The following is a 23,765-nucleotide window of genomic DNA, read 5'->3' as shown; positions in this document are numbered from 1 at the left end:
CTCGTTATACTCCGGGCAGAAAAATTCAAAGCTGGATGCTGCCATGACCGAAGTCGCCCTCGCCCCGGATTCCTCGCCACAACCGCCCGAAGTGATAGTGCAGCTACTCGAGAAGCTCGGCCTGGCTTTCCAGGTACGCCTGGAACATCCGGCGCTACCCGTCGCGCAGCGGGTCCAGTCGGTGCTACTGGAAGACGCCGTCGGCGCCCTCCTGGTGCTTTTCCCGCGCAGCCAGTTGCTCGACCTCAATCGCCTCGCCGAACTCACTGGCCGCAAGCTGGTGGCGGTCAAGCCCGAGCGTCTAGAACGCATGCTCGGCAAGCACCAGCTGGGCGCCCTTCCCGGCCTGCCACCGCTGACCAGCTCGCCCTGCCTGTATGACGAGCGACTGCTGCAGGAGCCGCGCCTGTTGGTGGAGTCAGGTCAACCCGGCGTGTTGCTGGAACTGGCCAGCGAAGACTTCCGTGGCCTGCTGAGCAAAGCCAGCGCCGCACGCTTAGGCGAGCCGGTGGCGGCGATCCGCCCGAACCTCGATCGCCCGGCCGACGACCGCGCCGAGATCACCCAGGCCGTGCAGGCGTTCACCGCCCGCCGTATCCAGCAGCGCCTGGAAGAGACCATCGAAATTCCGCCGCTGGCCGAATCCGCGCAGAAAATCATCAAGTTGCGGGTCGACCCCAACGCTACCGTGGAAGACATCACCGGCGTGGTGGAAACCGACCCGGCCCTGGCTGCCCAGGTGGTCAGTTGGGCCGCCTCGCCCTACTACGCCGCTCCCGGCAAGATCCGCTCGGTGGAAGACGCCATCGTCCGTGTGCTGGGCTTCGACCTGGTGATCAACCTCGCCCTCGGCCTGGCCCTAGGCAAATCCCTGAGCCTGCCCAAGGACCAGCCGCAGCAGGCCACGCCCTACTGGCAACAGGCGATCTATACCGCGGCGGTGATCGAAGGCCTGACTCGCGCCATGCCGCGCGCCCAGCGCCCGGAAACCGGACTGACCTACCTTGCCGGCCTGCTGCACAACTTCGGCTACCTGGTGCTGGCCCATGTCTTCCCGCCGCATTTCTCGCTGATCTGCCGACACCTGGAAGTCAACCCGCACCTGCCCCACAGCTACGTCGAGCAGCACCTGCTGGGCATTACCCGCGAGCAGATCGGCAGTTGGCTGATGCGCTTCTGGGATATGCCGGAAGAGCTCTACACCGCCCTACGCTTCCAGCACGACCCGGACTACCAGAGCGACAATGCCGCCTACCCGAACCTGGTGTGTCTGGCGGTCAGCCTGCTGCGTAACCGTGGCATCGGCTCCGGCCCGGAAGCGGTGATTCCCGACGATCTGTTCGAGGCCTTGGGCATTACCCGCGAGAAGGCCGAAGAAGCGGTGAGCAAAGTACTACAGGCCGAAGCGGCGCTGCGTGAGCTGGCCTCCCAGTTCAATACGCCGCACTGATCGGCATAGGCACGAAAAAGGGGCGCCCGTGGCGCCCCTTTTTCATGCCTGTGTCCCGTCAGGAACTTCCGTAGGCTGGCTTCAGCCCACTATCAGCAAGAGAAGGAAAGCGTCAGGCCGCTTTCTTCTCGGCAACCTTCTTCTTGGGCACCAGGTGCTTGGTCAGCCCCTGGAACCAGATCACCAGCGCTGGGTTGCCCTGAATCTGGATGTCCTTGTTCTGGATACCCTGCATGAAGGCCAGCTGCTTGTTCTTCGCGCTCATGGTGGCGAAGCCGTAGGCGCCGTCCTTGAAGCCGATGGCGAAGGCAGGCGCGCTCGCGGTGCCGCGTTTGCTGACCACTCGCTGGTCCTTGACGATGAAGTGACGGGCAATCTTGCCGTCCAGGGTGTGCAGCTGGAACACCAGGTCCTTGCCCGCCAGCTGCTGCTGGAACTCGGCATTGTCACGGCTCGCCTTGGTCATCAGGCGGCCCAGCATCCAGAGAAGAAAGCGGAATTTCATGCGCGCACGGCCTCAAAGGGGTGAGAAAGCGGCGCATTGTAGCGGTTTGCCGGCGGGACTACAGCCAGCCAAAGGAGGGCGCAGCGAAAGGACGGGTGAACTGCCCGGAACCTCCCCGGCTCCGGGCAGAAGAAGCTTAGTTCACAGCTTCTTTCAGCGATTTGCCCGGCTTGAAGGCAACGGTATTGCTGGCCTTGATCTTTACCGGCTGCCCCGTCTGCGGGTTCTTGCCAGTGCGGGCACCACGGTGACGTTGCAGGAAGGTGCCGAAGCCCACCAGCGTGACGCTGTCCTTGCGGTTCAGCGCGTTGGTGATTTCTTCGAGCACCGCATTGAGTACGCGATTGGCCTGATCCTTGGTTAGATCGGCCTTTTCGGCGATAGCGGCGGCGAGTTCCGGTTTACGCATAGATGCCTCTTTGACGGTTTGTTGTTTTTGTGTCCGTGCTGTCCTTCCAGAACAGCGCCCAAGGCGCCGCAACGGCTCTGCGCTGCGGCAGACCACGGGGAGGATGGCACGCCAATTGGCACTGCGCCAGTGTCCTCAGCGGGAATTCCGAAAGAACAGAAGGATTAATCCGACAGAAGGGCTGACATTTATGCCATAAGCGGCGGCAGCTCACGGTTCAGGGCCAATTTCTCCTGCACGGCAGCCCCGGTCAGGGCATACCCGAGCAGGCGGCCGGCGGCATCGCGGCAGAGCGCCTTGATGTCCGCCCCAGAGCCGTCCACGGTCCAGCTGCCATCCGTGCCACGGGGCGGCGGCGACACCACCAGCGGGCACACCGGCGTCTTCACCGTCACCGGCATCGCGCCATACGTCACCGCAGTGGGGTTGCCCGCCAGGGTCTGCGCCAGTGCCCGGGCGCAGGCCATCAGCGGCATCACATAGAGCAGGTTGAGGCCATCCACCTCGGCGCAGTCACCCAAGGCATAGATATTCGCGTGGGAGGTGCGCAACTGGCGATCCACCGCCACGCCACGGTTCACGGCCAGGCCCGCCGCAGCAGCCAGCTCGGTACGTGGGCGCAGGCCAACGGCGGACACCACCAGGTCGCAGGCAATGCGGGTGCCGTCAGAAAGCAGCGCGTCCAGTCCGACATCGCTACGGTCCAGGCGCGCCAATACCGGCCCCAGGTGGAAGCGTGCCCCCAGACTTTCGAGCCCAGCCTGCACCGCCGCGGCGGCGGCCGGATGCAGCAGGCCCGGCATCACCTGCTCACAGGGCGCGACCAATTCCACCTCCAGACCACCCAGGCTGAGGTCATTGGCGAACTCGCAGCCGATCAGGCCGGCACCCAGGATCAGCACCCGGCGCTTGCCGGCAGCGGCAATGCGGAAGCGCGCGTAGTCCTCCAGGTCGTTGATCGGGAAGACTGCATCCTGGGCATCACCCTCCACCGGTACGCGGATGGTGTCCGCGCCCCAGGCCAGCACCAGGTCGCGATAGGGCACGGCCTCCTCACCGATCCACAGGCGCTGGTGGCCCGGGTCGATGCCGGTGATGCGGGTGTGGGTGCGGACTTCCGCCTTGAGCTGTTCAGCCATGGCGCCGGCCTCGGCCATGGCCAGGCCATCAGCATCCTTGTTCTTGCCAAATCCGGTGGAAAGCATGGGCTTGGAGTAGGAGCGACCGTCGTCGGCGCTGATCAACAACAGCGGGGTTTCGCTATCCAGCTTGCGAAACTCCTTGGCCAAGTTGTAACCGGCCAGGCCGGTGCCGACTATCACCACGGGTGCACTCATTGCTCACTCCTGCTCATGAAACGACGCGACGGCCCATGGGCCGTCGCTTGAATGGGGTTGGATAACGGTGATCAGGCGATTTCGATCATCTCGAAATCGATCTTGCCGACGCCGCAATCGGGGCAGACCCAGTCCGGCGGAATGTCTTCCCAGCGCGTACCGGGCGCGATGCCCTCTTCGGGTAGCCCCTCCGCCTCGTCGTAGATGAATCCGCAGACGATGCACTGCCACTTGCGCATGACCACCTCCGCCGGCGCGGAAAGCCGTATTGAACCTACTCCAATCGACCGGCGACCGCCAAGCGCCACCGGACCAGTCCAGACAGAGGATAGGCCCTCTCGGCGGACACGAAAAAGCCGGCGCTTGGCCGGCTTCGTCAGCTCGAGGCATCAGTTGATTTCGATCATCTCGAAATCCAGCTTGCCCACGCCACAGTCGGGGCAGATCCAGTCTGCCGGCACGTCTTCCCAGCGGGTGCCGGCGGCGATGCCGTCATCCGGCCAGCCCTGGGACTCGTCGTAGACCAGGCCACACACCACACATTGCCACTTCTTCATCATTCATTTCTCCACGATCGGGCGTTCTCGAACCGTCGCCTCACGTGGGCGTTCCGGTCACTTCAGGGGCGCTTTGTACTGGTTTATCCCGCCAACGGGCAAGAGGCAGCCGACGGGCAAAGGCCGTGCTAATCTGCGCCGTCTTCCATCGCCCAAGCCCCGCCCGTGTCCCACGCCGCCCTCGTCCATCCGCCCCGCTGGCTGACCGCCGCCCAGCTCCACCCCGCGCCGGCCGCCTGCGTCCGCGACTGGCTGTTCGACCAGGGCTCCCTGACCCGCCGGCTGACTGCCCTCTCGGACAACGCCTTCAGCGTCACCCCGCTGGAGGAAGGCTGGCAGACCCTGCGCGCCGACGAATGCGTGGCCCTCGGCATTCCCGCCGGCAGCCAGGGCTGGGTGCGCGAGGTGTACCTACGCGGTCATGGCGAGATCTGGGTGTTCGCCCGCAGCGTGGCGGCACGTGCCGCCCTGGAAGGCTCGGGCCTGGACCTGCACCAACTGGGCAGCCGCTCCCTGGGCGAGCTGCTGTTCAGCGACCGCGCCTTCGACCGCGGCGCCATCGAAGTCGCCCGCTATCCCGCGCCCTGGCTGCCGAATGACGTGCGCGAAGAACGCCTCTGGGGTCGCCGCTCCTGCTTCTCGCGAGGTGAACTGGGAGTCCTGGTGGCGGAAATCTTCTTGCCCGCCTTGTGGCGCGAGGCCGGCATCGAGGCCGTATAATCCGGCGCCGAGCCTGTTTACGATCTCGCGAGCTAGAGAAGAACAAGGCGGGAATGGCTGAAGGCGCGGAGTTTACGAGCTGTAAATGAGCAAGCCTGAAGCCATTCCCAACGCCGCTATTCCGACGCGCAGCAGATCGTATTCAGGCTCTTTCAAGGGAGAGCCGCCTGTGTACCTGACCCTGTTGCAATCGCTGAACCGCCTGCACCCGCGTGCCATGGACTTCATCCAGCTGACGCGCCTGGACAAGCCCATCGGCATCTACCTGCTGCTCTGGCCCACGCTCTGGGCCCTTTGGATCGCCGGTGAAGGCAGCCCGAGTCTGGCCAATCTGGTGATCTTCGTGCTTGGTGTGAACCTGATGCGCGCCGCCGGCTGCGTGATCAACGACTACGCCGACCGCAACTTCGACGGCCACGTCAGCCGCACCCGCGCGCGGCCCCTGGCCAGCGGTCGGGTCACCCCGCGTGAGGCGCTGGTGTTCTTCGTCATTCTGGTAGCCATCAGCTTCGTGCTGGTGCTTTTCACCAACGCCACCACCGTCTGGCTGTCCTTCGGCGGCCTGGCACTGGCAGCCTGTTACCCCTTCATGAAGCGCTACACCTTCTACCCGCAGGTGGTGCTCGGCGCGGCCTTCTCCTGGGGCATGCCCATGGCCTTCACCGCCGAGACCGGCGAGCTGCCGGCGGCGGCCTGGCTGCTGTACATCGCCAATCTGCTGTGGACGGTGGCCTACGACACCTACTACGCGATGACCGATCGCGAGGACGACCTGAAAATCGGGGTGAAATCCACCGCCATCCTCTTCGGCGACGCCGACCGCCTCATCATCGCCATCCTCCAGGGTCTGGCCCTTCTCTGCCTCCTGTTGGCGGGCAATCGCTTCGAGTTGGGGCTGTATTTCCATTTGGGCCTGGTAGTTGCAGCCGCTTGCTTTGCCTGGGAGTCCTACAGCACTCGCACGCGCGATCCCCAGGCCTGCTTCAAGGCCTTCCTGCACAACCACTGGGCGGGTCTGGCAATCTTTGCCGGTATCGTCGCCGACTACGCGCTGCGCTAGGGCACAGCGCGCAGTTCACCCACTCTCCTGGTCGGCTAGTAAGCTTCGGGCTTGACGATGTGCCAAACCCCCATCTTGCCGTCGCCGGTCACGTCACCGGCCTTCTTGTCCATGATGAAGGTGTACACCGGCTTGCCGTCATAGGCCCACTGCATGGAGCCGTCGTCGCGCTTGACGACGCTCCACTCACCCTCGGCCTTGGCTGTCGCGTCTGCCATCAGCGGCGGCCAGTTCTGCGCGCACTGGCCGTTGCAGGTGGATTTGCCGTCAGCGTCCTTGTCGTAGGTGTAGAGGGTCATGCCGTTTTGATCCACCAGCATGCCGTTCTTCTCCATCGCCGGCTCGGCCGTCAGGCCCAACAATGGCCAACCCAGCAAAGCACCCGCTAGCAGCGGAACGAATCGGGGGGAAATTCTTCTCATTTTCTAACCTCTCCTCGGAATGAACAGCGAAAGCCTGGCGGCAGCTGGATCACGGCTTGAGGTCACAGCACTACAGGACGGAAGGAGCCACGAACGCCCATCGTGCCGATGGGGTCCTGTGCCAGACTCCAGGCAGCCCCGGAATGGCGGCGGCCTCAATCAGCTTAGACGAGGCAGTTAGCGGAAACGTTCGGTGCGCTGTCGTGGCCGCAACGAAACCTCAAGCGTGCCCACCCCCCCCCGCGTGTCACATCCCTGCAATAATTCCGTTATCTAATGCGGCGCAATCAGTCATACACGCGACCTTTCCTGAGGCTTGAACATGGTTGGCAAAAACATCCTGATAGTCGACGACGAAGCGCCGATCCGCGAGATGATCGCCGTCGCCCTCGAGATGGCCGGCTACGACTGTCTGGAAGCCGAGAATACCCAGCAGGCCCACGCCATCATCGTCGACCGCAAACCCGATCTGATCCTCCTTGACTGGATGCTGCCCGGCACCTCCGGCATCGAGCTGGCCCGCCGCCTGAAGCGCGACGACCTGACCAGCGATATCCCGATCATCATGCTCACCGCCAAGGGTGAAGAGGACAACAAGATCCAGGGTCTGGAAGTAGGCGCCGACGACTACATCACCAAGCCCTTCTCCCCCCGTGAACTGGTGGCGCGCCTTAAAGCCGTATTGCGCCGTGCCGGCCCGAGCGACAGTGAAGCGCCCATCGCCATCGGCGGCCTGCTGCTGGACCCCATCAGCCACCGCGTGACCATCGACGGCAAACCCGCCGAGATGGGTCCCACCGAATACCGCCTGCTGCAGTTCTTCATGACTCACCAGGAGCGCGCCTACACCCGTGGTCAACTGCTGGACCAGGTCTGGGGCGGCAACGTCTATGTCGAGGAGCGCACCGTCGACGTTCACATCCGCCGCCTGCGCAAGGCCCTCGGCGAGGTATACGAAAATCTGGTTCAGACCGTTCGCGGCACCGGCTATCGTTTCTCCACCAAAAGCTGACCCGGGCCCGATGGGCCGACCACAAGGACGCGATAGGTGAATCAAGACTGGCGCGGCGTAGTTATCCGCCGCCTGCTGTTGCTGATCGGCGCCTGCCTGCTGGCGGGCCTGGTCACGGGCTACTACGCCTGGGCCCTGGTAATCGGCCTCGGCGCCTACCTGGGCTGGACCCTTGCGCAGCTGCTGCGCCTGTACAAATGGCTCAAAGAGCATCACCCGGACGAACCCCCACCGGACGGTTACGGACTCTGGGGTGAAGTGTTCGACAGCATTTACCACCTCCAGCGCCGCGATCAGCGTGTGCGCGGCCGTCTGCAAGCGGTGATCGACCGCGTGCAGGAATCCACCGCCGCCCTGAAGGACGCCGTGGTGATGCTCGACAGCGAAGGCAACCTCGACTGGTGGAACCGTGCCGCGGAAACCCTGCTGGGTCTGAAGACCCCCCAGGACAGCGGCCAGCCGGTGACCAACCTGATCCGCCATCCGCGCTTCAAGGAATACTTCGAACAGGGCAAATACAACGAACCCCTGGACCTCCCCTCGCCGGTCAATGACCGCCTGCGCCTGCAGTTCCACATCACCCAGTACGGCAACAGCGAGCACCTGATGCTGGTACGCGATGTCACGCGTCTCCACCAGCTGGAGCAGATGCGCAAGGACTTCGTCGCCAACGTCTCCCACGAACTGCGCACGCCGCTGACGGTGATCGCCGGCTACCTGGAGACCCTGCTGGACAACGTCGAGGATGTGAACCCGCGCTGGACCCGCGCCTTGCAGCAGATGAGCCAGCAAGGCAAGCGCATGCAGAACCTGCTCAACGACCTGCTGCTGCTGGCCAAGCTGGAAGCCACCGACTATCCCTCGGACAACCAGCCGGTGGCAGTCGACCTGCTGCTATTGCAGATCAAGGCGGACGCCATCGCCCTCTCCGGTAATCGCAACCACCGCATCAGCCTGGAGGCCGATCACAACTTCAAATTGCGCGGCAGCGAGGCAGAACTGCGCAGCGCCTTCTCCAACCTGGTGTTCAACGCGGTTAAATACACCCCGGACGAGGGCGAGATCCGCATCCGCTGGTGGGGCGATGAGACCGCAGCGCACCTCAGCGTGCAGGACAGCGGCATCGGCATCGAGGCCAAGCACCTGCCGCGCCTGACCGAGCGCTTCTACCGGGTCGACTCCAGCCGTAACAGCAGCACCGGCGGCACCGGCCTGGGCCTGGCCATCGTCAAGCACGTGCTGATCCGCCATCGCGGCCGTCTCGACATCAGCTCGGTGCTCAACCACGGCAGCACCTTCACTTGCCACTTCCCGGCCACCCAGGTGGTTCGCCGGACCTGATCGCCCGCGCACCCCGACTTGCAAACTCGGGGTGCAGCCTTCAACCTTAGCCGGTCTTCCGTCAGCAAAAACCATCCATGGACCCTTCCCCTAGTTCCAACTTCCTCACGTACTTCGCCGATTTCGGTCTGATTCTCTTTGCCCTCTTCCTCGTGCTGCTCAACGGCTTCTTCGTGGCCGCCGAGTTCGCCATGGTCAAGCTGCGCTCCACTCGCGTCGAATCCATCGCCGGCAAGCACGGCTGGCGAGGCCGCATCCTGCGCACCGTACACAACCAGCTGGATGCCTACCTGTCGGCCTGCCAGCTGGGTATCACCCTGGCCTCCCTGGGCCTCGGCTGGGTCGGTGAGCCGGCCTTCGCCCACCTGCTCGGCCCGGTGCTGAGCGCCGTCGGCATCGAGTCGGAGAAGCTGATCCACGGCATCGCCTTCTTCACCGCCTTCTTCATCATTTCCTACCTGCACATCGTGGTCGGCGAGCTGGCGCCCAAATCTTGGGCCATCCGCAAGCCGGAGCTGCTGTCCCTCTGGACCGCCGCGCCGCTCTACCTCTTCTACTGGCTGATGTACCCGGCCATCTGGCTGCTCAACGCCAGCGCCAACGCCATCCTGCGCATCGCAGGGCAAGGCGAACCTGGCCCGCACCACGAACACCACTACAGCCGCGACGAGCTGAAGCTGATCCTGCACTCCAGCCGCGCCCGCGACCCCAGCGACCAGGACATGCGCGTGCTGGCCTCTGCCGTGGAAATGGGCGAACTGGAAGTGGTGGATTGGGCCAACTCACGGGAAGACCTGATCTTCCTCGAGCACGACGCGCCCCTGAGCGACATCCTCAGGGTGATCCGCCGCCACAAATACAGCCGCTACCCGGTGCATGACGACCAGAAGGGCGAGTTCATCGGCGTGCTGCACATCAAGGACCTGCTGCTGGCCTTGTCGGCCCTGGACAGCCTGCCCGAGTCCTTCGACCTCGCCGAACTCACCCACCCGCTGGAGCGCGTGACCAAGCACATGCCGCTGTCGCGCCTGCTGGAGCAGTTCCGCCAGGGCGGCTCGCACTTCGCCGTGGTCGAGGAGGCCGACGGTAAGGTCGTGGGCTTCCTGACCATGGAAGACGTGCTGGAAGTCCTGGTGGGCGATATCCAGGACGAACACCGCAAGACCGAGCGCGGCGTGCTGGCCTACCAGCCGGGCAAGCTGCTGGTGCGCGGCGACACCCCGTTGTTCAAGGTGGAACGCCTGCTCGGCATCGACCTTGACCACGTCGAAGCCGACACCCTTGCCGGCCTGATCTACGAAACCCTGAACCGCGTGCCGGAAGAGGAAGAAGCGCTGGAAACCGACGGTCTGCGCATCATCGTGAAGAAGATGAAAGGCCCGAAGATTATCCTGGCCAAGGTGCTCAAGCTCGACTGAGCACCCTTTGTGGGCGGAAGCCCACCCTACCCGGCTCACGTCATTCGGCAGGACTTTCCTGTAGGGGCGATTGAAATCGCTAAGCAGGACATAGTCCTGCCCAACGCAAGAGGGGAAGCTACTCCCCGCCCACCGCGAAATTCGGCAGGGTGTCCACCGGTTGGGCGAAGTCGAAGGGAATGGACTCCAGCGCCAGACCCCTATTGCGCTGGATAACGAAGTGCAGGTGCGGACCGGTGCTGTTGCCGGTATTGCCGGAGCGGGCGATACGCTCGCCGACGGCCACCTGCTGACCCTCGCGCACCTGCACCGAGCCGCGCATCAGGTGCAGGTAGACGCCCATGGTGCCGTCGTCATGCAGGATGCGTACGAAGTTGCCGGAAGGGTTGTTACCCCGGCCGCTCTGGTCGTTCTCGATCTTGATCACCATACCGGGCCGCGCAGCCACGATGGGTGTGCCCTCGGGCATGGCGATATCCAGGGCATAGCGACCCTTGGGAGTGAAGTGGCTGTAGCGGCCATTGGCGCCCTGAGTCAGGCGGAAGGGGCCACCCCGCCAAGGCAGCGGATAGCGATAGAGCACCGGCTGCAGGCGCGGGTCACCCATCGCATAGCGCAGCTTGGGCTTGTAGCGCATTGGCCGGCTCGGGTCGGCCGGCGCCAGGGTGGCCATGCGCATGCTGCTGCGCGGCGCCAGCACCCAGCGAATGGGCTGGCCTGGGACGCCGGACACATTCTCCGCCTGGTCGATGCGCAGCTCCACCTCCACCGGCGCGAACAGCTCATTGCGCAGCAGCAGGGTTTCACCGGCGTCGTGCTTCTTGGTTTCCAGCTTCACTGACAGGTCCAGGCGCTCCACCATGCGGTCGCGGAAGACGAACACCTGGGCACCGGACACGGCCTTGTCGGTGTAGGTCACCACACCATTGGCGTCGGTGTACTTGTAGATGGTCAATGCAGCCGCCGGCAGGCTCGCGCCAAGCAACAGCAGCAGAGAAATGAATCGCCCCAGCATGTCGGCCCGTTGTTCTTCTGTGCTCCGTGTTGCCGAAGACTAGCAGCGCGATTTGCGCCCGGCGAGATGTTGCCTGTCGGCCTGTGACGGGGTTGGCTGGACGGTCAGGCGCCGGGGACGAAATGCTTCTGCGCGGTACCGCGGGCGATCAGCCGGGACAGGTAATCAAGCTTCTGCGGGTCACGGTCGACGAAGCGGAAGGTCAGCTGCAGCCACTCGCTATCAGGCTTGGGCTCCAGGGCCGCGACCGCGTGCAGGTAGCCATTGAGCCGCGCCACTTCACCACCTTCGCCCTGCTCCAGGTCGAGCACCGCGCTTTCCAGCACCTGCGGCAGGGGCTCGCCACGGCGCACCACCAGTTGCGCGTCCTTCAGGCTCAGAGCCTTGATCACGCAGGCCAGCACGCCAGCCGGCAGACGCAGTTGGGCCTGGCCACGACCACCGGGCGCCTGGGACGCGGACTTGGCCGAGGCCGTGGGCGCGGCGGGCTTGGCAGCGGGCACCGCCGGTGCCGCTGCTGCGGCGGGACGGACCACCTCGGCCTTGCCGCCGGTGAGCGCCGCGAGGGAGTCGTTGGCAAAGCCACCGGCGTTGGGCAGCTTGACCGGTGCACTGGTCATCAGGGCTTCGAGCTTGCCGATACGCGCCAGCGCCTTCTTCACCTTGGTGACCAGTTGATCGTTGGAGAAGGGTTTACCGATGTAGTCGGAAACGCCGGCCTGGATGGCCTGGATGACGTTCTCCTTGTCGCCGCGGCTGGTGACCATGATGAAGGGCACGGTCTTGAGGTTGTCCTGTTCGCGGCACCAGGTGAGTAGCTCCAGGCCGGACATCTCGGGCATTTCCCAGTCGCAGAGGATCAGGTCGATAGTGGCGCGGGCAAGCTGCTGCTGGGCCTTGCGCCCATTGATCGCTTCCTCGATCTGGATGCCGGGGAAGTTGTCGCGCAGCCCCTTCTTCAGCATGTCGCGAATAAAGGACGCATCGTCCACCACCAGCACATTGACCTTGCCCATCGGCTACTCCTTGGAAAACGGAGCTAAGAATAGCCTTGGCTGATAGCCAATTGCCAAGCCTGTTTGCGACACCCGGGCTGCCTGCGACCGACGGGTCATGCGCTCTGGTATCCGCAAAACAGAACGCCCGGCATGGGCCGGGCGTTCTGGGATCAAGCGCGGGATCAGGCCTGGGGAGCTTCGTCGCTACCGTTGCCTTTCACTTCCTCAGCCATGCGCGCCAGGCCCAGGTGGCGGACGTCGGTGCCACGCACGAGGTAGATCACCAGCTCGGAGATGTTGCGCGCGTGATCGCCAATGCGCTCCAGGGAACGCAGGGCCCAAATGACGTTGAGCACGCGGCTGATGGCGCGCGGGTCTTCCATCATGTAGGTGACCAGTTCGCGCAGGGCGGTCTTGTACTCGCGGTCGATGGTTTTGTCGTACTGGGCCACGGACAGGGCCAGGTCGGCGTCGAAGCGGGCGAAGGCGTCCAGGGCTTCCTGGACCATCTTGCGCACCTGGTCACCGATGTGGCGCACCTCGACGTAGCCGCGCGGGGCCACGCCCTCTTCGCAGAGCTGGATGGCGCGACGGGCGATCTTCGACGCTTCGTCGCCGATACGCTCGAGGTCAATCACCGACTTGGAGATGCTGATGATCAGGCGCAGGTCGGACGCCGCCGGCTGGCGACGAGCAAGGATGCGCACGCACTCTTCGTCGATGTTGCGTTCCATCTGGTTGATCTGGTCATCGATCTCGCGCACTTGCTGGGCAAGGCCGGAGTCGGCGTCGATCAGCGCGGTGACCGCGTCGTTGACCTGCTTCTCGACCAGGCCGCCCATCGCCAGGAGGTGGCTGCGCACTTCCTCCAGTTCGGCGTTGAACTGCTGGGAGATGTGATGGGTGAGGCTGTCTTTGTCGATCATTTTCTAACCCTTGTTTAACCGAATAATTTCCCAGGTTTCAGTGGCCTTCGACCAATCGTGCTGGGCAAGGAGGCGAAGCGCAGACCGTACGAGTAGTACGGCAGGCTTCACCGACACATTCCAGCGCGATTGGGGGTGGCCACTAGCCGTAGCGGCCGGTGATGTAGTCTTCGGTCTGCTTCTTGTCCGGGTTGGTGAACAGGGTATCGGTGTCGCCGAACTCGATCAGCTTGCCCATGTACATGAACGCGGTGTAGTCGGAAACCCGCGCCGCCTGCTGCATGTTGTGGGTCACGATGACGATGGTGTACTTACTCTTGAGCTCGTAGATCAGCTCTTCCACCTTCAGGGTGGAGATCGGGTCCAGGGCCGAGCACGGTTCGTCGAGCAGCAACACTTCCGGCTCCACGGCGATGGTGCGGGCGATCACCAGGCGCTGCTGCTGACCACCGGAGAGACCGAGCGCGGATTCGTGCAGGCGGTCTTTCACTTCGTCCCACAGCGCGGCGCCCTTCAGCGCCCACTCCACGGCCTCGTCCAGTACTCGCTTCTTGTTGATACCCTGGATGCGCAGGCCGTACACGACGTTCTCGTAGATGCTCTTGGGGAACGGGTTCGGCTTCTGGAACACCATGCCGACGCGGCGACGCAGCTCAGCCACTTCCTCGCCCTTGCGGTAGATGTTCTTGCCGTCGAGGAGGATCTCACCCTCGACGCGGCAGCCGTCCACCAGGTCGTTCATGCGGTTGAAGCAGCGCAGCAGAGTCGACTTGCCGCAGCCCGACGGGCCGATGAAGGCAGTCACGCGCTGTTTCGGGATGTTCAAGCTGACGTCGTGCAGCGCCTGCTTCTCGCCATAGAACAGGGAGAGGCTGGGCACTTCGAGGGCAACGGTTTCCTCGGCCAGGCGCAGGTTCTGCTTGTCGCGGCCAAGGGCGGAAATGTTGACGCCGTGGCTGTGGGTTTCGTGTTGCATGTGTTCACTCCGTTCGTAGCTTCGAGCTACAAGCTGTAAGCCTCAGGCAATGCGGTTCGCGGCGGACGATCAGCTGTCCAGCGCCTTGTATTTCTCGCGCAGGTGGTTACGGATGGTGACGGCCGAGAAGTTCAGCAGGGCGATCACCAGCACCAGCAGCAACGCGGTGGCGTAAACCAGCGGCCGCGCGGCTTCGACGTTCGGGCTCTGGAAGCCGACGTCATAGATGTGGAAGCCCAGGTGCATGATCTTCTGATCCAGGTGCAGGTACGGGTAGTTGCCATCCACCGGCAGGCTCGGCGCCAGCTTCACCACGCCCACCAGCATCAGCGGCGCCACTTCGCCGGCGGCCCGGGCCACGGCGAGGATCAGGCCGGTCATCATGGCCGGGCTGGCCATGGGCAGGACCACTTTCCACAGGGTTTCGGCCTTGGTTGCGCCGAGGGCCAGGGAGCCTTCACGCACGGCACGGGGGATGCGCGCAAGGCCTTCCTCGGTGGCGACGATCACCACCGGCACCGCGAGAATCGCCAGGGTCAGGGACGCCCATAGCAGGCCCGGGGTACCGAAGGTCGGCGCCGGGGCGGATTCGGGGAAGAACAGGCGGTCCAGGGAGCCGCCCAGCACGTAGACGAAGAAACCCAGGCCGAACACGCCGTAGACGATGGCCGGAACGCCCGCCAGGTTGTTCACCGCGATGCGGATGATGCGAGTCAGCACGCCCTGCTTGGCATATTCGCGCAGGTAGATAGCAGCGATCACACCGAAGGGAGTGACGATCACCGCCATGATCAGGGTCATCATCACGGTGCCGAAGATGGCCGGGAAGATACCGCCCTCGGTGTTGGCCTCACGCGGGTCGTCGGCGAGGAATTCCCACAGTTTGGCGAAGTAGAAACCGAGCTTGTCGAACAGGCCCATGGCGTTCGGCTGGTAGGCGTGGACCACCTGACCGAGGACGATCTCCTGTTCCTTGCCGCCGGTTTCACGGACCACCACGCTGTCGCGATTGAACGCTTGATGCAGCCCCATCAGCTGCTCTTCCAGGCCCTTGTAACGCGCCTCCAGCTCGGCGCGCTCGCTGGCGATGTCGGCCTGGGCCTGAGGAGTCAGGGCGTCATCCAGCTCCAGCTTGCGGGTCTGCAGGCGCAGGCGCTCAAGACCGTGGTTGATGGCGCCGATGTCCTTCTTCTCCAGCTGGTAGAGCTGGGCGTAAAGCCCATTCACGCGCTCCAGGCGCTTTTGCAGCTCGGCCATGGCGGCCTCGCCTTCGGCCACCACCTGGCCGTTCTCCTTCACCGATACGAGACGACCGTAGAAGTTGCCCCACTCGCGGCGCTCCAACGCCACCAGTTCGGTCGGGTACTTCTGGTCCTGGAGCCACTCGCCCACCACCCAGGTGAAGTCGCTACCGTAGACATCACGGTTGCCTACTTTGAGCAGTTCACGGGTCATGAACTCGGGGCCTTCTTCCGGCACCGGCAGGCCGGCACCTTTCAGGCGCACGCGGGACACTTCCTCGACCTGCACCGCTTCGCCGATTACCGGCTTGGCTGCCTGGCCGGGAACGGCGTACTGCGCCTCCACCAGATCGGCCGGCCAGAAGTGGGCAAGGCCACGCACGGCAATCACCGCGAGCAGGCCAATGGTCATGATGACCGCGATGGAAACCGCGCCACCACTTATCCAGACGCCCGGTGCGCCACTTTTGAACCAGTCCTTCAGGGAAACCTTTTTCACGGATTTCTCCACCGCTTGAGTCTTTCAGTTCCTCCCGCCGAAGCCGGAGGTTTCGTATTTCTGGGGGAGCGGTTTCGGCACTCGGCCAACCATCCCTCACCCGGTCCTTCGGACCCCCCTCTCCCGGAGGGAGAGGGGGATCAGTTGCGACGCCCGGAGCGTCGCTCTTAAAGAGATGCGTATTTCTTGCGCAGCCGCTGACGGATCAGCTCAGCCAGGGTGTTCATGACGAAGGTGAAAGTCAGCAGCACCAGCGCCGAGAGGAACAGCACCCGGTAATGGCTGCCGCCAACTTCCGACTCCGGCATTTCCACGGCCACGTTGGCGGCCAGGGTGCGCATGCCTTCGAAGATGTTCACTTCCATTACCGGGGTGTTGCCGGTGGCCATCAGCACGATCATGGTCTCGCCCACGGCACGGCCGAGGCCGATCATCAGGGCCGAGAAGATGCCGGGGCTGGCGGTCAGCAGCACCACGCGGGTCATGGTCTGCCAGGGCGTGGCGCCCAGGGCCAGCGAGCCGTAGGTCAGGCTGCGGGGCACGCTGAACACAGCGTCTTCGGCGATGGAGAAGATGTTCGGGATCACCGCGAAGCCCATGGCCAGGCCGACGATCAGGGCGTTGCGCTGGTCGTAGGTGATGCCCAGGTCATTGCTGATCCACAGGCGCATGTCACCGCCGAAGAACCAGTTTTCCAGCAGCGGGCTCATACCCAGCGCAAACCAGGCGGTGAGGCCCACCACCGGAATCAGGATGGCCGCTTCCCAGCCGTCCGGCACGCGCAGGCGGATGGACTCCGGCAGGCGACTCCAGATGAAGCCGGCCAGCAGGATGCCGAAGGGGGTCAGCACCAGCAAACTGAAGATACCCGGCAAGTGGCCTTCCACGTAGGGCGCCAGGAACAGACCGGCGAAGAAGCCCAGAATCACGGTGGGCAGCGCCTCCATCAGCTCGATCACCGGCTTGACCTTGCGACGCATGGCCGGGGCCATGAAGTAGGCGGTGTAGATCGCAGCGGCGATGGCCAGCGGGGCGGCCAGCAGCATGGCGTAGAAGGCCGCCTTCAAGGTACCGAAGGTCAGCGGCGCCAGGCTCAGCTTGGGTTCGAAGTCGGTGCTGGCCGAGGTGGACTGCCAGACATACTTCGGCTCGTCATAGCTCTCGTACCAGACCTTGCTCCACAGCGCGCTCCAGGAAATCTCCGGGTGCGGGTTGCTGAGGCGGAACGGCAGCAGCTTGCCGCCCTCTTCGACCACGATGCGGTTGGCACGCGGCGACAGGGCAAGAAGGCCGGAGCTGTCGGCTACCGGCTCCACCAGCAGGGTACGGTGTGCGGTGCTGTGGAACACACCGAGGTGGCCAGTGGAGTCCAGGGCAACGAAGCCCTTGCGCCGCTCTTCGGCAGTAATCTGCACCACCGGGCTGGAGCCCAGCTGGAAGTCACGAATGTGCTTCAGACGCGAGGAGCCATCCGGATCGCGAGCCATGAACCACTGGGTGATGCCGCCCTTGGAGTCGCCCACCATCAGGGAAATACCACCCAGCAGCATGGCGCTGGCGGTGACTTCGCGCTCGCCGTCTTCCAGCAGCTTGTAGCGACCGTTGAGGGCGGGCTCGCGAAGACTGAAGACGTCGGCCTGGGCTCGTCCGTTCAGCACATAGAGCCATTGCTGGCGCGGGTCGATGTAGATCGCCTTGATGGGCTCGGCGATCTGCGGCAGCTCTATGCGGGCCTGCTCCTGGGTGACCTCGCCAGTCATCATGTTTTCTTCGCTGACCACCTGCTGCACGAGCAGCTGGTTACCGGTGGAACCGGCCAGGAGCAGGGTCTCGTCATTGATGCTCAGGGCAACGTGATCGATCGCGCGGCCCTGGGTATCCAGCGCCAAAGGCGCTTCGCCATAGGGGAAGCTGACAACCGGCTCAATGGTCTTCTGGTTGTCCGGGTAGGTGATCTTGTAGCTGTGCTTGAAGATCAGCGCCTGGCCGTTGGACAGGCCCAGTACCACCAGCGGGCTACCCGGCTGGTCCTGGCCGATGGAGACCACGCTGGCCCCCGCCGGCACTGGCAATTGCTGGCGCTTGAGCGCGCTGCCGTCCTTGACCGAGAAGAACTGCACCTCGCCCTTGTCGGCAACGCGCATGCCGACCATGTTCTGCTCTTCCAAGGCCAGCAACAGGGGCTTTCCGGCATCCTGCTGCAACCAGGCGGGGTTCTGCTCCTTGCGCGCGGCCAGTTCCGCACCCTTGAACAGCGGCAGCACCACATAGGCCAGGTAGAAGAAGATCAGGGTAATGGCGCCGAGAACGGCGAGACCGCCCACCAGCACGTACCAGTGGGTCAGGCGGTCCTTGAGCGCACGCATCTTGCGCTTGCGCTGCAGCGCAGGCGTATTGAAGTCGATGCGCTCGGGAGGGTTCTTCGAGGTAGTCAGGGAGTTGGCCAGGTCAGTCATGGATTCGGGCTCTTGCCACAGTCAGCGCGCATAGGCTTTTACGATGGGGGCACAGACTACGGCCTTCGTGTGACAGAAAGATTACAGCGAGTTGACGTGGCGAAGCCCACCCGGAGGAGGCCTCGGGTGGGCTCGCGCGACGAGGGTCTCCCGTCGCTCTTGCGTCCTTGCGGAGCGGCACGCATGAGGCGACCGCTCCCTTATCAGGCCTGGATTACAGACCCAGATCTTTCAGTACTTTCTCAGCAACTTTGGCCGGGACCGGGATGTAACCGTCCTTGACCACCACTTCCTGACCCTGCTTGGACAGCACCAGCTTCACGAACTCGGCCTCCAGCGGAGCCAGCGGCTTGTTCGGTGCCTTGTTCACGTAGACGTAGAGGAAGCGGGACAGCGGGTAGCTGCCGTTCAGAGCGTTCTGCTCGTTGTCTTCAACGAACTCGCCACCCTCTTTCTTGGCCAGGGCAACAGTCTTCACGCTGGAAGTCTTGTAGCCGATGCCCGAGTAGCCGATGCCGTTGACGGACTGGCTGATGGACTGAACAACAGAAGCGGAACCCGGTTGCTCGTTCACGTTCGGCTTGAAGTCGCCTTTGCACAGGGCTTCTTCCTTGAAGTAGCCGTAGGTGCCGGATACCGAGTTACGACCGAACAGCTGAACCGGCTTGGAAGCCAGGTCGCCGGTCACGCCCAGGTCGCCCCAGGTCTTGACGTCGCTCTTGCCACCGCACAGGCGGTTGGCGGAGAAGATCGCGTCGACCTGCTGCATGGTCAGGCCTTTGATCGGGTTGTCCTTGTGCACGAAGATTGCCAGGGCGTCGACTGCAACCGGAATGGCGGTCGGCTTGTAGCCATACTTCTCTTCGAAGGCCTGCAGCTCGACGTCCTTCATCTTGCGGCTCATCGGGCCCAGGTTAGCGGTGCCTTCGGTCAGAGCCGGCGGCGCGGTGGAAGAACCGGCGGCCTGGATCTGGATGTTCACGTTCGGGTATTCGCGCTTGTACGCCTCGGCCCACAGGGTCATCAGGTTGGCCAGGGTGTCGGAACCCACGCTGGACAGGTTGCCGGAAACACCAGTGGTCTTCTGGTAGGACGGAATGGCCGGATCGACGGCAGCTACCGCACTGGCGGTGGCAACGCCGGCGGCGACGAAGGTCAGGGCCGCCATCAAACGCTTCAGTTTCATGCCTTGCTCCTAAGCAGGACGAGGGGTTGAATGCAACGGGGGCCAGTATCGAGAGGCCGTATGACCACTCTATGAATTGATTGTGACAATTGGATGAATGGCCATCATTGCTTGTCCAACGAGGGATCTCGCTCGAATCACCACCTGGAGACAGCCCCATGACGCGTCATCCCTTGCTGCCCGCCGCGCTGCTGGCGATCTGCACCGCGTGCAGCGAACAAGCCACCCTGAAGGTCGAGGACGGTACTGGTCCCAACCCACAACTGCCGGCCCCCAACAAGACCTTCATCCCCACCGTCAACATCGCGCCGGCCACCGGTTGGGCGCCAGGTACCACGCCCGTGGCCGCGCCTGGAGCCAGGGTCAACGCCTTCGCCGAAGGCCTGCAACACCCGCGCTGGCTCTATGTACTGCCCAACGGTGACGTCCTGGTGGCGGAAAGCGCCGCGCCGAACGCCGACAAGCCAGCGGGCATCAAGAGCTGGGTGGCTGACTGGTTCATGAAGCGCGCCGGCGCCCAGGTGCCGAGCGCCAACCGCATATCCCTGCTGCGCGACATCAACGGCGACGGAGTGGCCGACCTGCGCAGCACCTTCCTCAGCGGCCTCAACTCGCCCTTTGGCATGGTGCTGGTGGGCAAGGACCTCTACGTCGCCAACGCCGATGCGCTGCTGCGCTTCCCCTACGTAAAAGGCGCCACGGAAATCAGCGAGCCGGGCAACAAGGTCACCGACCTCCCCGCCGGACTCAATCATCACTGGACCAAGAACGTCATCGCCAGCCGCGACGGCCGCAAGCTCTATATAACAGTGGGCTCCAACAGCAACGTGGGCGAGAACGGCCTGGAGGCCGAAGAAGGCCGTGCAGCGATCTGGGAACTGGACCGCGACAGCGGCAGCAAGCGCCTCTATGCCACCGGGCTACGCAACCCGGTGGGCCTGGCCTGGGAACCCCAGACCGGCACGCTATGGACAGCGGTGAACGAGCGAGACGAGTTGGGCAGCGACCTGGTGCCGGACTACATCACCTCGGTGAAGGACGGCGGCTTCTATGGCTGGCCCTGGAGCTACTTCGGCCAGCATGTGGACGCGCGGGTCCAGCCACAACGCCCGGATCTGGTGGCCAAAGCCCTGGTGCCCGACTACGCCCTCGGCCCACACACCGCCTCCCTGGGCATCGCCTTCGCCAAGGGCAGCAAACTGCCGAAATTCCAGAATGGTCTCTTCGTCGGCCAGCATGGCTCGTGGAACCGCAAGCCCCACAGTGGCTACAAGGTGATCTACGTGCCCTTCAAGGGCGGCAAGCCGCATGGCCAGCCGGTCGACGTACTCACCGGCTTCCTCGACGCCAAGGGCAACGCCCAGGGCCGGCCGGTTGACGTGAAGCTCGACAGCAAGGGCGCGCTGCTGGTGACCGACGACGTGGGCAATAAAGTGTGGCGGGTGAGTGCGGCGAAGAAGTGAGGTTCGAGCGTCGACGGCATAGGCCAGACCCGCAGGATGGCGTAGAACGGAGCGAAACCATCACCGCGGAACGATGGGTTTCGCGGGCTCTACCCATCCTACTGACTGCACGGAAAACGCCCTCTCCCACTGCGAGAGGGGCGGGGTGAGGGCAGTCAAGCCTGGCGGAGAATCAACGCTTCTTCGCCATCAGGAACAGGCCGATCAGCATCGCCACGCCGCATAGGGCCGCGACGTAATAAGCCGGTCCCAGGCTGTCCCACTTCATAAGCAGCGATACCACCATCGGAGTCAGGCCGCCGAAGATGGCGTAGGCCAGGTTGTAGGAGAACGACAGGCCGGAGAAGCGCACGACCGGCGGGAAAGCCTTGACCATCACATAAGGCACCGCACCGATGGTGCCGACGAACAGGCCGGTAATCGCGTAGAGCGGGAACAGCCAGTCCGGATGGGCCTTGAGGCTGGTGTAAAAGGTCCAGGAGCTGATCGCCAGCAGCAGGCCGCCCACCAGGAAGGTGCGTCCGGCGCCGATGCGGTCAGCGATCGCGCCGGAAGCCACGCAACCGATGGACAACAGCACGATGGCCAGGCTGTTGGCCTTGAGCGCCGTGGCGGCGTCGAAACCGTAGACGGTCTGCAGCAGGGTCGGGGTCATCAGAATCACGACCACGATGCCCGCCGACAGCACCCAGGTCAGCAGCATGGACAGCACGATGGCGCCGCGATGCTCGCGCAGCACCGTCTTCAGCGGTACTTCCTCGGCCAGCGCCTTGCGCTGCTGCATCTCCGCGAACACCGGGGTTTCGTGCAACCAGCGGCGCAGGTACACGGCAAACAGCCCGAACACACCGCCAATCAGGAACGGCAGGCGCCAGGCCCAATCCAGCACTTCTGCCGGGGTGTAGAGGCTGTTGATCAGGGTCGCCATCAGCGAGCCCAGCAGGATGCCCGCGGTCAGGCCTGACGTCAGCGTGCCGCAGGCATAGCCGATGTAGCGCGACGGTACGTGCTCGGACACGAAGACCCAGGCGCCCGGCACTTCACCACCGATGGCCGCGCCCTGAATCACGCGCATTGCCAGCAGCGCCAGGGGTGCCCAGATGCCGATCTGCTCGTAGGTGGGCAACAGGCCCATCACCAGGGTCGGCACCGCCATCAGGAAGATGCTCAGGGTGAACATGCGCTTGCGACCCAGGAGATCGCCGAAGTGCGCCATGACGATACCGCCCAGAGGCCGCGCCAGATAGCCGGCGGCGAAGATGCCGAAGGTCTGCAACTGGCGCAGCCACTCCGGCATCTCGGCGGGGAAGAACAGCTTGCCCACCACGGCGGCGAAGAACACGAAAATGATGAAGTCGTAGAACTCCAGGGCCCCGCCGAGCGCAGAAAGCGACAGGGTCTTGTAGTCGCTGCGGGTCAGCGGACGCGAGGCAGGCGCCTCGGGGGCGAGCACGGAAGACATGTGGGGGATTCTCGTCTGGGGGTGCAGTGCGTTTGCCGCTGCTTTGGCGGCAAATCGCCAGGCAACATATCAAAAAGCGTCACATGTACACAGTCTCAGCCACAAAACCGCCGCTGATGCGCCACAACGGTCGTCTGGCGCCCTGCCGTACCTATATACTGCCCGCAGTTCAGCGCAGGTCGGCATGCAGTGGGTCGGCTGGCGCACAGGGAAGGAAGGGGCACAGCCCCTTTCCAGGCATTGGCGCCGCACACACGAAACAGGCAGTCCCGGCATGATCGAGATCGAAGAAGACGAGAACCTCACCCCGCAAGGCGATCTCGCCCTGCAGATCACCGCGCTCCCGCGGGAAACCAACGGCTTCGGCGACATCTATGGCGGCTGGCTGGTCTCCCAGATGGACCTCGCCGGCACCGCCATGGCCAGCAAGGTCGCCGCGGGCCGCGTGGCCACGGTGGCCATCGACCGCATGGCGTTCCTGGTGCCAGTGGCCGTGGGCGCCCAGCTCTCTTTCTATACCCAGACCCTGGAGATCGGCCGCAGCTCCATTCAGATGCTCGTGGAAGTCTGGAGCGACGACCCGCTGTCCAGCGAATGGCGCAAGGTCACCGAAGCGGTGTTCGTCTTCGTCGCCATCGACGGCAGTGGCCGCACCCGCCCGGTCCCACCGCGTCGGGGCTGACAGGCCATCGCAGAAGGGGTCGCGCAAGCGGCCCTTTTTCGTTTCCAGGGTTCGCACTGACATCCAAGGGAGCCCTGTAGGGGCGATTTCAATGGCTATGTCTGCGTTAGCTGTTGCAACGTTGAGTGAAGCCTTCTAGCGCGGGCCCTCTAGGCTTCCGCGCCAGCCGGATACAACCCTCACCCCCGCCCCTCTCCCAGAGGGCGAGGGGTGACTTGCGCCGGCGAGGCATGAGTCATCCTGAAGCCCACACGGGCCTGAAACCGGGCAGACGAGGTGGGGCAGCGACTACGCCCCTTCAGGAGGCCGAGCGGAATCGTTGTGAAACGGAGCGAAGCGAAGTAACAGCCGACGGCTGGCCCGCAGGGCGAGCGTAGCGAGTCAGGGGGACGAGCGGCATGGATGCCGCGAGAGGCGTGCGGGGCCATGGATGGCCCCTCGCGCCGTGCCCCCGGAGCAACGATGGAGCGAGGGAACCCCGGCCAAGCCGGGGCCGGATGCAGGGGCAAGCCCTTTTGGTTTCTTTTGGGTGGTGCGGCATCCCGACGACTGCCAAAAGAGACTCGCCTGGGAAGGCGAAACCAGAAACATCCGCAGAACTCGGCAAGCAGCTTGGCTCAGGACGTTCTA

General features: G+C 64.1%; 22 protein-coding genes. 8 read left to right on the top strand and 14 right to left on the bottom strand.

Annotated features, from left to right (window positions below):
* Nucleotides 1-43 precede the first annotated feature (43 nt).
* Nucleotides 44-1,450 carry an HDOD domain-containing protein gene (locus AAHM40_RS02525; protein WP_342243281.1) on the top strand — a complete coding sequence of 469 codons (1,407 nt, stop codon included), beginning with the start codon at nucleotides 44-46 and terminating at the stop codon, nucleotides 1,448-1,450.
* Between the two features lie 112 nt (nucleotides 1,451-1,562).
* On the opposite strand, the gene AAHM40_RS02520 is transcribed toward AAHM40_RS02525, so the two are convergent.
* The 5 genes from AAHM40_RS02520 to AAHM40_RS02500 form a co-directional block, all read right to left on the bottom strand.
* Entirely contained in the window at nucleotides 1,563-1,955 is a 393-nt protein-coding gene (locus AAHM40_RS02520) for a helicase (RefSeq protein WP_137823846.1), read from the bottom strand.
* A gap of 136 nt (nucleotides 1,956-2,091) precedes the next feature.
* Nucleotides 2,092-2,364, bottom strand: a complete 273-nt coding sequence (locus tag AAHM40_RS02515) for an HU family DNA-binding protein (protein ID WP_016495401.1) — start codon at nucleotides 2,362-2,364, stop codon at nucleotides 2,092-2,094.
* A 188-nt stretch (nucleotides 2,365-2,552) separates the two neighbouring features.
* Nucleotides 2,553-3,701, bottom strand: a complete 1,149-nt coding sequence (locus AAHM40_RS02510; RefSeq protein ID WP_342243280.1) for an NAD(P)/FAD-dependent oxidoreductase — start codon at nucleotides 3,699-3,701, stop codon at nucleotides 2,553-2,555.
* A 71-nt stretch (nucleotides 3,702-3,772) separates the two neighbouring features.
* The gene (locus AAHM40_RS02505) at nucleotides 3,773-3,940 is read right to left on the bottom strand and encodes a rubredoxin (RefSeq protein ID WP_028626916.1); all 168 of its coding nucleotides are present in this window, start codon (nucleotides 3,938-3,940) and stop codon (nucleotides 3,773-3,775) included.
* Nucleotides 3,941-4,090: 150 nt separating this feature from the next.
* Entirely contained in the window at nucleotides 4,091-4,258 is a 168-nt protein-coding gene (locus AAHM40_RS02500; protein ID WP_028626917.1) for a rubredoxin, read from the bottom strand.
* Nucleotides 4,259-4,423: 165 nt separating this feature from the next.
* Between AAHM40_RS02500 and AAHM40_RS02495 the strand changes: the two genes are divergently transcribed.
* Nucleotides 4,424-4,978 carry a chorismate--pyruvate lyase family protein gene (locus tag AAHM40_RS02495; RefSeq protein WP_342243279.1) on the top strand — a complete coding sequence of 185 codons (555 nt, stop codon included), beginning with the start codon at nucleotides 4,424-4,426 and terminating at the stop codon, nucleotides 4,976-4,978.
* A gap of 217 nt (nucleotides 4,979-5,195) precedes the next feature.
* Nucleotides 5,196-6,038 carry a 4-hydroxybenzoate octaprenyltransferase gene (gene ubiA, locus AAHM40_RS02490; RefSeq protein WP_446731530.1) on the top strand — a complete coding sequence of 281 codons (843 nt, stop codon included), beginning with the start codon at nucleotides 5,196-5,198 and terminating at the stop codon, nucleotides 6,036-6,038.
* Nucleotides 6,039-6,073: 35 nt separating this feature from the next.
* Here the strand turns inward: ubiA and AAHM40_RS02485 are convergent, their stop codons facing one another.
* Nucleotides 6,074-6,460: a COG4315 family predicted lipoprotein gene (locus AAHM40_RS02485; RefSeq protein ID WP_342243277.1), complete on the bottom strand. Its 387-nt coding sequence runs from the start codon at nucleotides 6,458-6,460 to the stop codon at nucleotides 6,074-6,076.
* A gap of 322 nt (nucleotides 6,461-6,782) precedes the next feature.
* Here AAHM40_RS02485 and phoB point away from each other — a divergent pair, with 322 nt between their 5' ends.
* The 3 genes from phoB (at nucleotide 6,783) to AAHM40_RS02470 (ending at nucleotide 10,231) form a co-directional block, all read left to right on the top strand.
* On the top strand, nucleotides 6,783-7,472 hold the full coding sequence (phoB, locus tag AAHM40_RS02480; protein ID WP_028626921.1) for a phosphate regulon transcriptional regulator PhoB: 690 nt from the start codon (nucleotides 6,783-6,785) through the stop codon (nucleotides 7,470-7,472).
* A gap of 36 nt (nucleotides 7,473-7,508) precedes the next feature.
* Complete coding sequence (gene phoR / locus AAHM40_RS02475; protein ID WP_342243276.1) at nucleotides 7,509-8,813, top strand: phosphate regulon sensor histidine kinase PhoR; 1,305 nt, start codon at nucleotides 7,509-7,511, stop codon at nucleotides 8,811-8,813.
* Nucleotides 8,814-8,890: 77 nt separating this feature from the next.
* Nucleotides 8,891-10,231 carry a hemolysin family protein gene (locus tag AAHM40_RS02470; RefSeq protein ID WP_342243275.1) on the top strand — a complete coding sequence of 447 codons (1,341 nt, stop codon included), beginning with the start codon at nucleotides 8,891-8,893 and terminating at the stop codon, nucleotides 10,229-10,231.
* A gap of 118 nt (nucleotides 10,232-10,349) precedes the next feature.
* Here AAHM40_RS02470 and AAHM40_RS02465 read toward each other — a convergent pair whose 3' ends face one another.
* From AAHM40_RS02465 to AAHM40_RS02435, 7 genes are all read right to left on the bottom strand, one after another.
* Complete coding sequence (locus tag AAHM40_RS02465) at nucleotides 10,350-11,246, bottom strand: peptidoglycan DD-metalloendopeptidase family protein (RefSeq protein ID WP_342243274.1); 897 nt, start codon at nucleotides 11,244-11,246, stop codon at nucleotides 10,350-10,352.
* A 104-nt stretch (nucleotides 11,247-11,350) separates the two neighbouring features.
* Complete coding sequence (locus AAHM40_RS02460; RefSeq protein ID WP_342243273.1) at nucleotides 11,351-12,262, bottom strand: response regulator; 912 nt, start codon at nucleotides 12,260-12,262, stop codon at nucleotides 11,351-11,353.
* A gap of 164 nt (nucleotides 12,263-12,426) precedes the next feature.
* Nucleotides 12,427-13,170, bottom strand: coding sequence for a phosphate signaling complex protein PhoU (gene phoU, locus AAHM40_RS02455; protein WP_137822267.1), 744 nt, complete (start codon nucleotides 13,168-13,170; stop codon nucleotides 12,427-12,429).
* Nucleotides 13,171-13,312: 142 nt separating this feature from the next.
* A complete protein-coding gene (gene pstB, locus AAHM40_RS02450; protein ID WP_342243272.1) occupies nucleotides 13,313-14,146 on the bottom strand; it encodes a phosphate ABC transporter ATP-binding protein PstB in 834 nt (277 codons plus the stop codon).
* Between the two features lie 69 nt (nucleotides 14,147-14,215).
* Nucleotides 14,216-15,886 carry a phosphate ABC transporter permease PstA gene (gene pstA, locus AAHM40_RS02445; protein WP_342243271.1) on the bottom strand — a complete coding sequence of 557 codons (1,671 nt, stop codon included), beginning with the start codon at nucleotides 15,884-15,886 and terminating at the stop codon, nucleotides 14,216-14,218.
* Between the two features lie 167 nt (nucleotides 15,887-16,053).
* On the bottom strand, nucleotides 16,054-18,039 hold the full coding sequence (locus AAHM40_RS02440) for an ABC transporter permease subunit (RefSeq protein WP_342243418.1): 1,986 nt from the start codon (nucleotides 18,037-18,039) through the stop codon (nucleotides 16,054-16,056).
* A 517-nt stretch (nucleotides 18,040-18,556) separates the two neighbouring features.
* The gene (locus AAHM40_RS02435; protein WP_342243270.1) at nucleotides 18,557-19,528 is read right to left on the bottom strand and encodes a phosphate ABC transporter substrate-binding protein PstS family protein; all 972 of its coding nucleotides are present in this window, start codon (nucleotides 19,526-19,528) and stop codon (nucleotides 18,557-18,559) included.
* 158 nt (nucleotides 19,529-19,686) lie between these two features.
* On the opposite strand from AAHM40_RS02435, the gene AAHM40_RS02430 reads away from it, so the two are divergent.
* Nucleotides 19,687-20,991 (top strand): PQQ-dependent sugar dehydrogenase, encoded by a 1,305-nt coding sequence (locus tag AAHM40_RS02430; protein ID WP_342243269.1) that lies wholly within the window; start codon nucleotides 19,687-19,689, stop codon nucleotides 20,989-20,991.
* Between the two features lie 172 nt (nucleotides 20,992-21,163).
* On the opposite strand, the gene AAHM40_RS02425 is transcribed toward AAHM40_RS02430, so the two are convergent.
* Nucleotides 21,164-22,453 (bottom strand): MFS transporter, encoded by a 1,290-nt coding sequence (locus AAHM40_RS02425; protein ID WP_342243268.1) that lies wholly within the window; start codon nucleotides 22,451-22,453, stop codon nucleotides 21,164-21,166.
* A 274-nt stretch (nucleotides 22,454-22,727) separates the two neighbouring features.
* Here AAHM40_RS02425 and AAHM40_RS02420 point away from each other — a divergent pair, with 274 nt between their 5' ends.
* Entirely contained in the window at nucleotides 22,728-23,135 is a 408-nt protein-coding gene (locus tag AAHM40_RS02420) for an acyl-CoA thioesterase (protein WP_028626933.1), read from the top strand.
* Nucleotides 23,136-23,765 lie beyond the last annotated feature (630 nt).

It is taken from the genome of Pseudomonas sp. OTU5201 (assembly GCF_038440135.1).
In the GTDB taxonomy this organism is placed as follows: Bacteria; Pseudomonadota; Gammaproteobacteria; order Pseudomonadales; family Pseudomonadaceae; genus Metapseudomonas; species Metapseudomonas resinovorans.
This window is presented reverse-complemented; position numbering and strand designations above follow the sequence as displayed.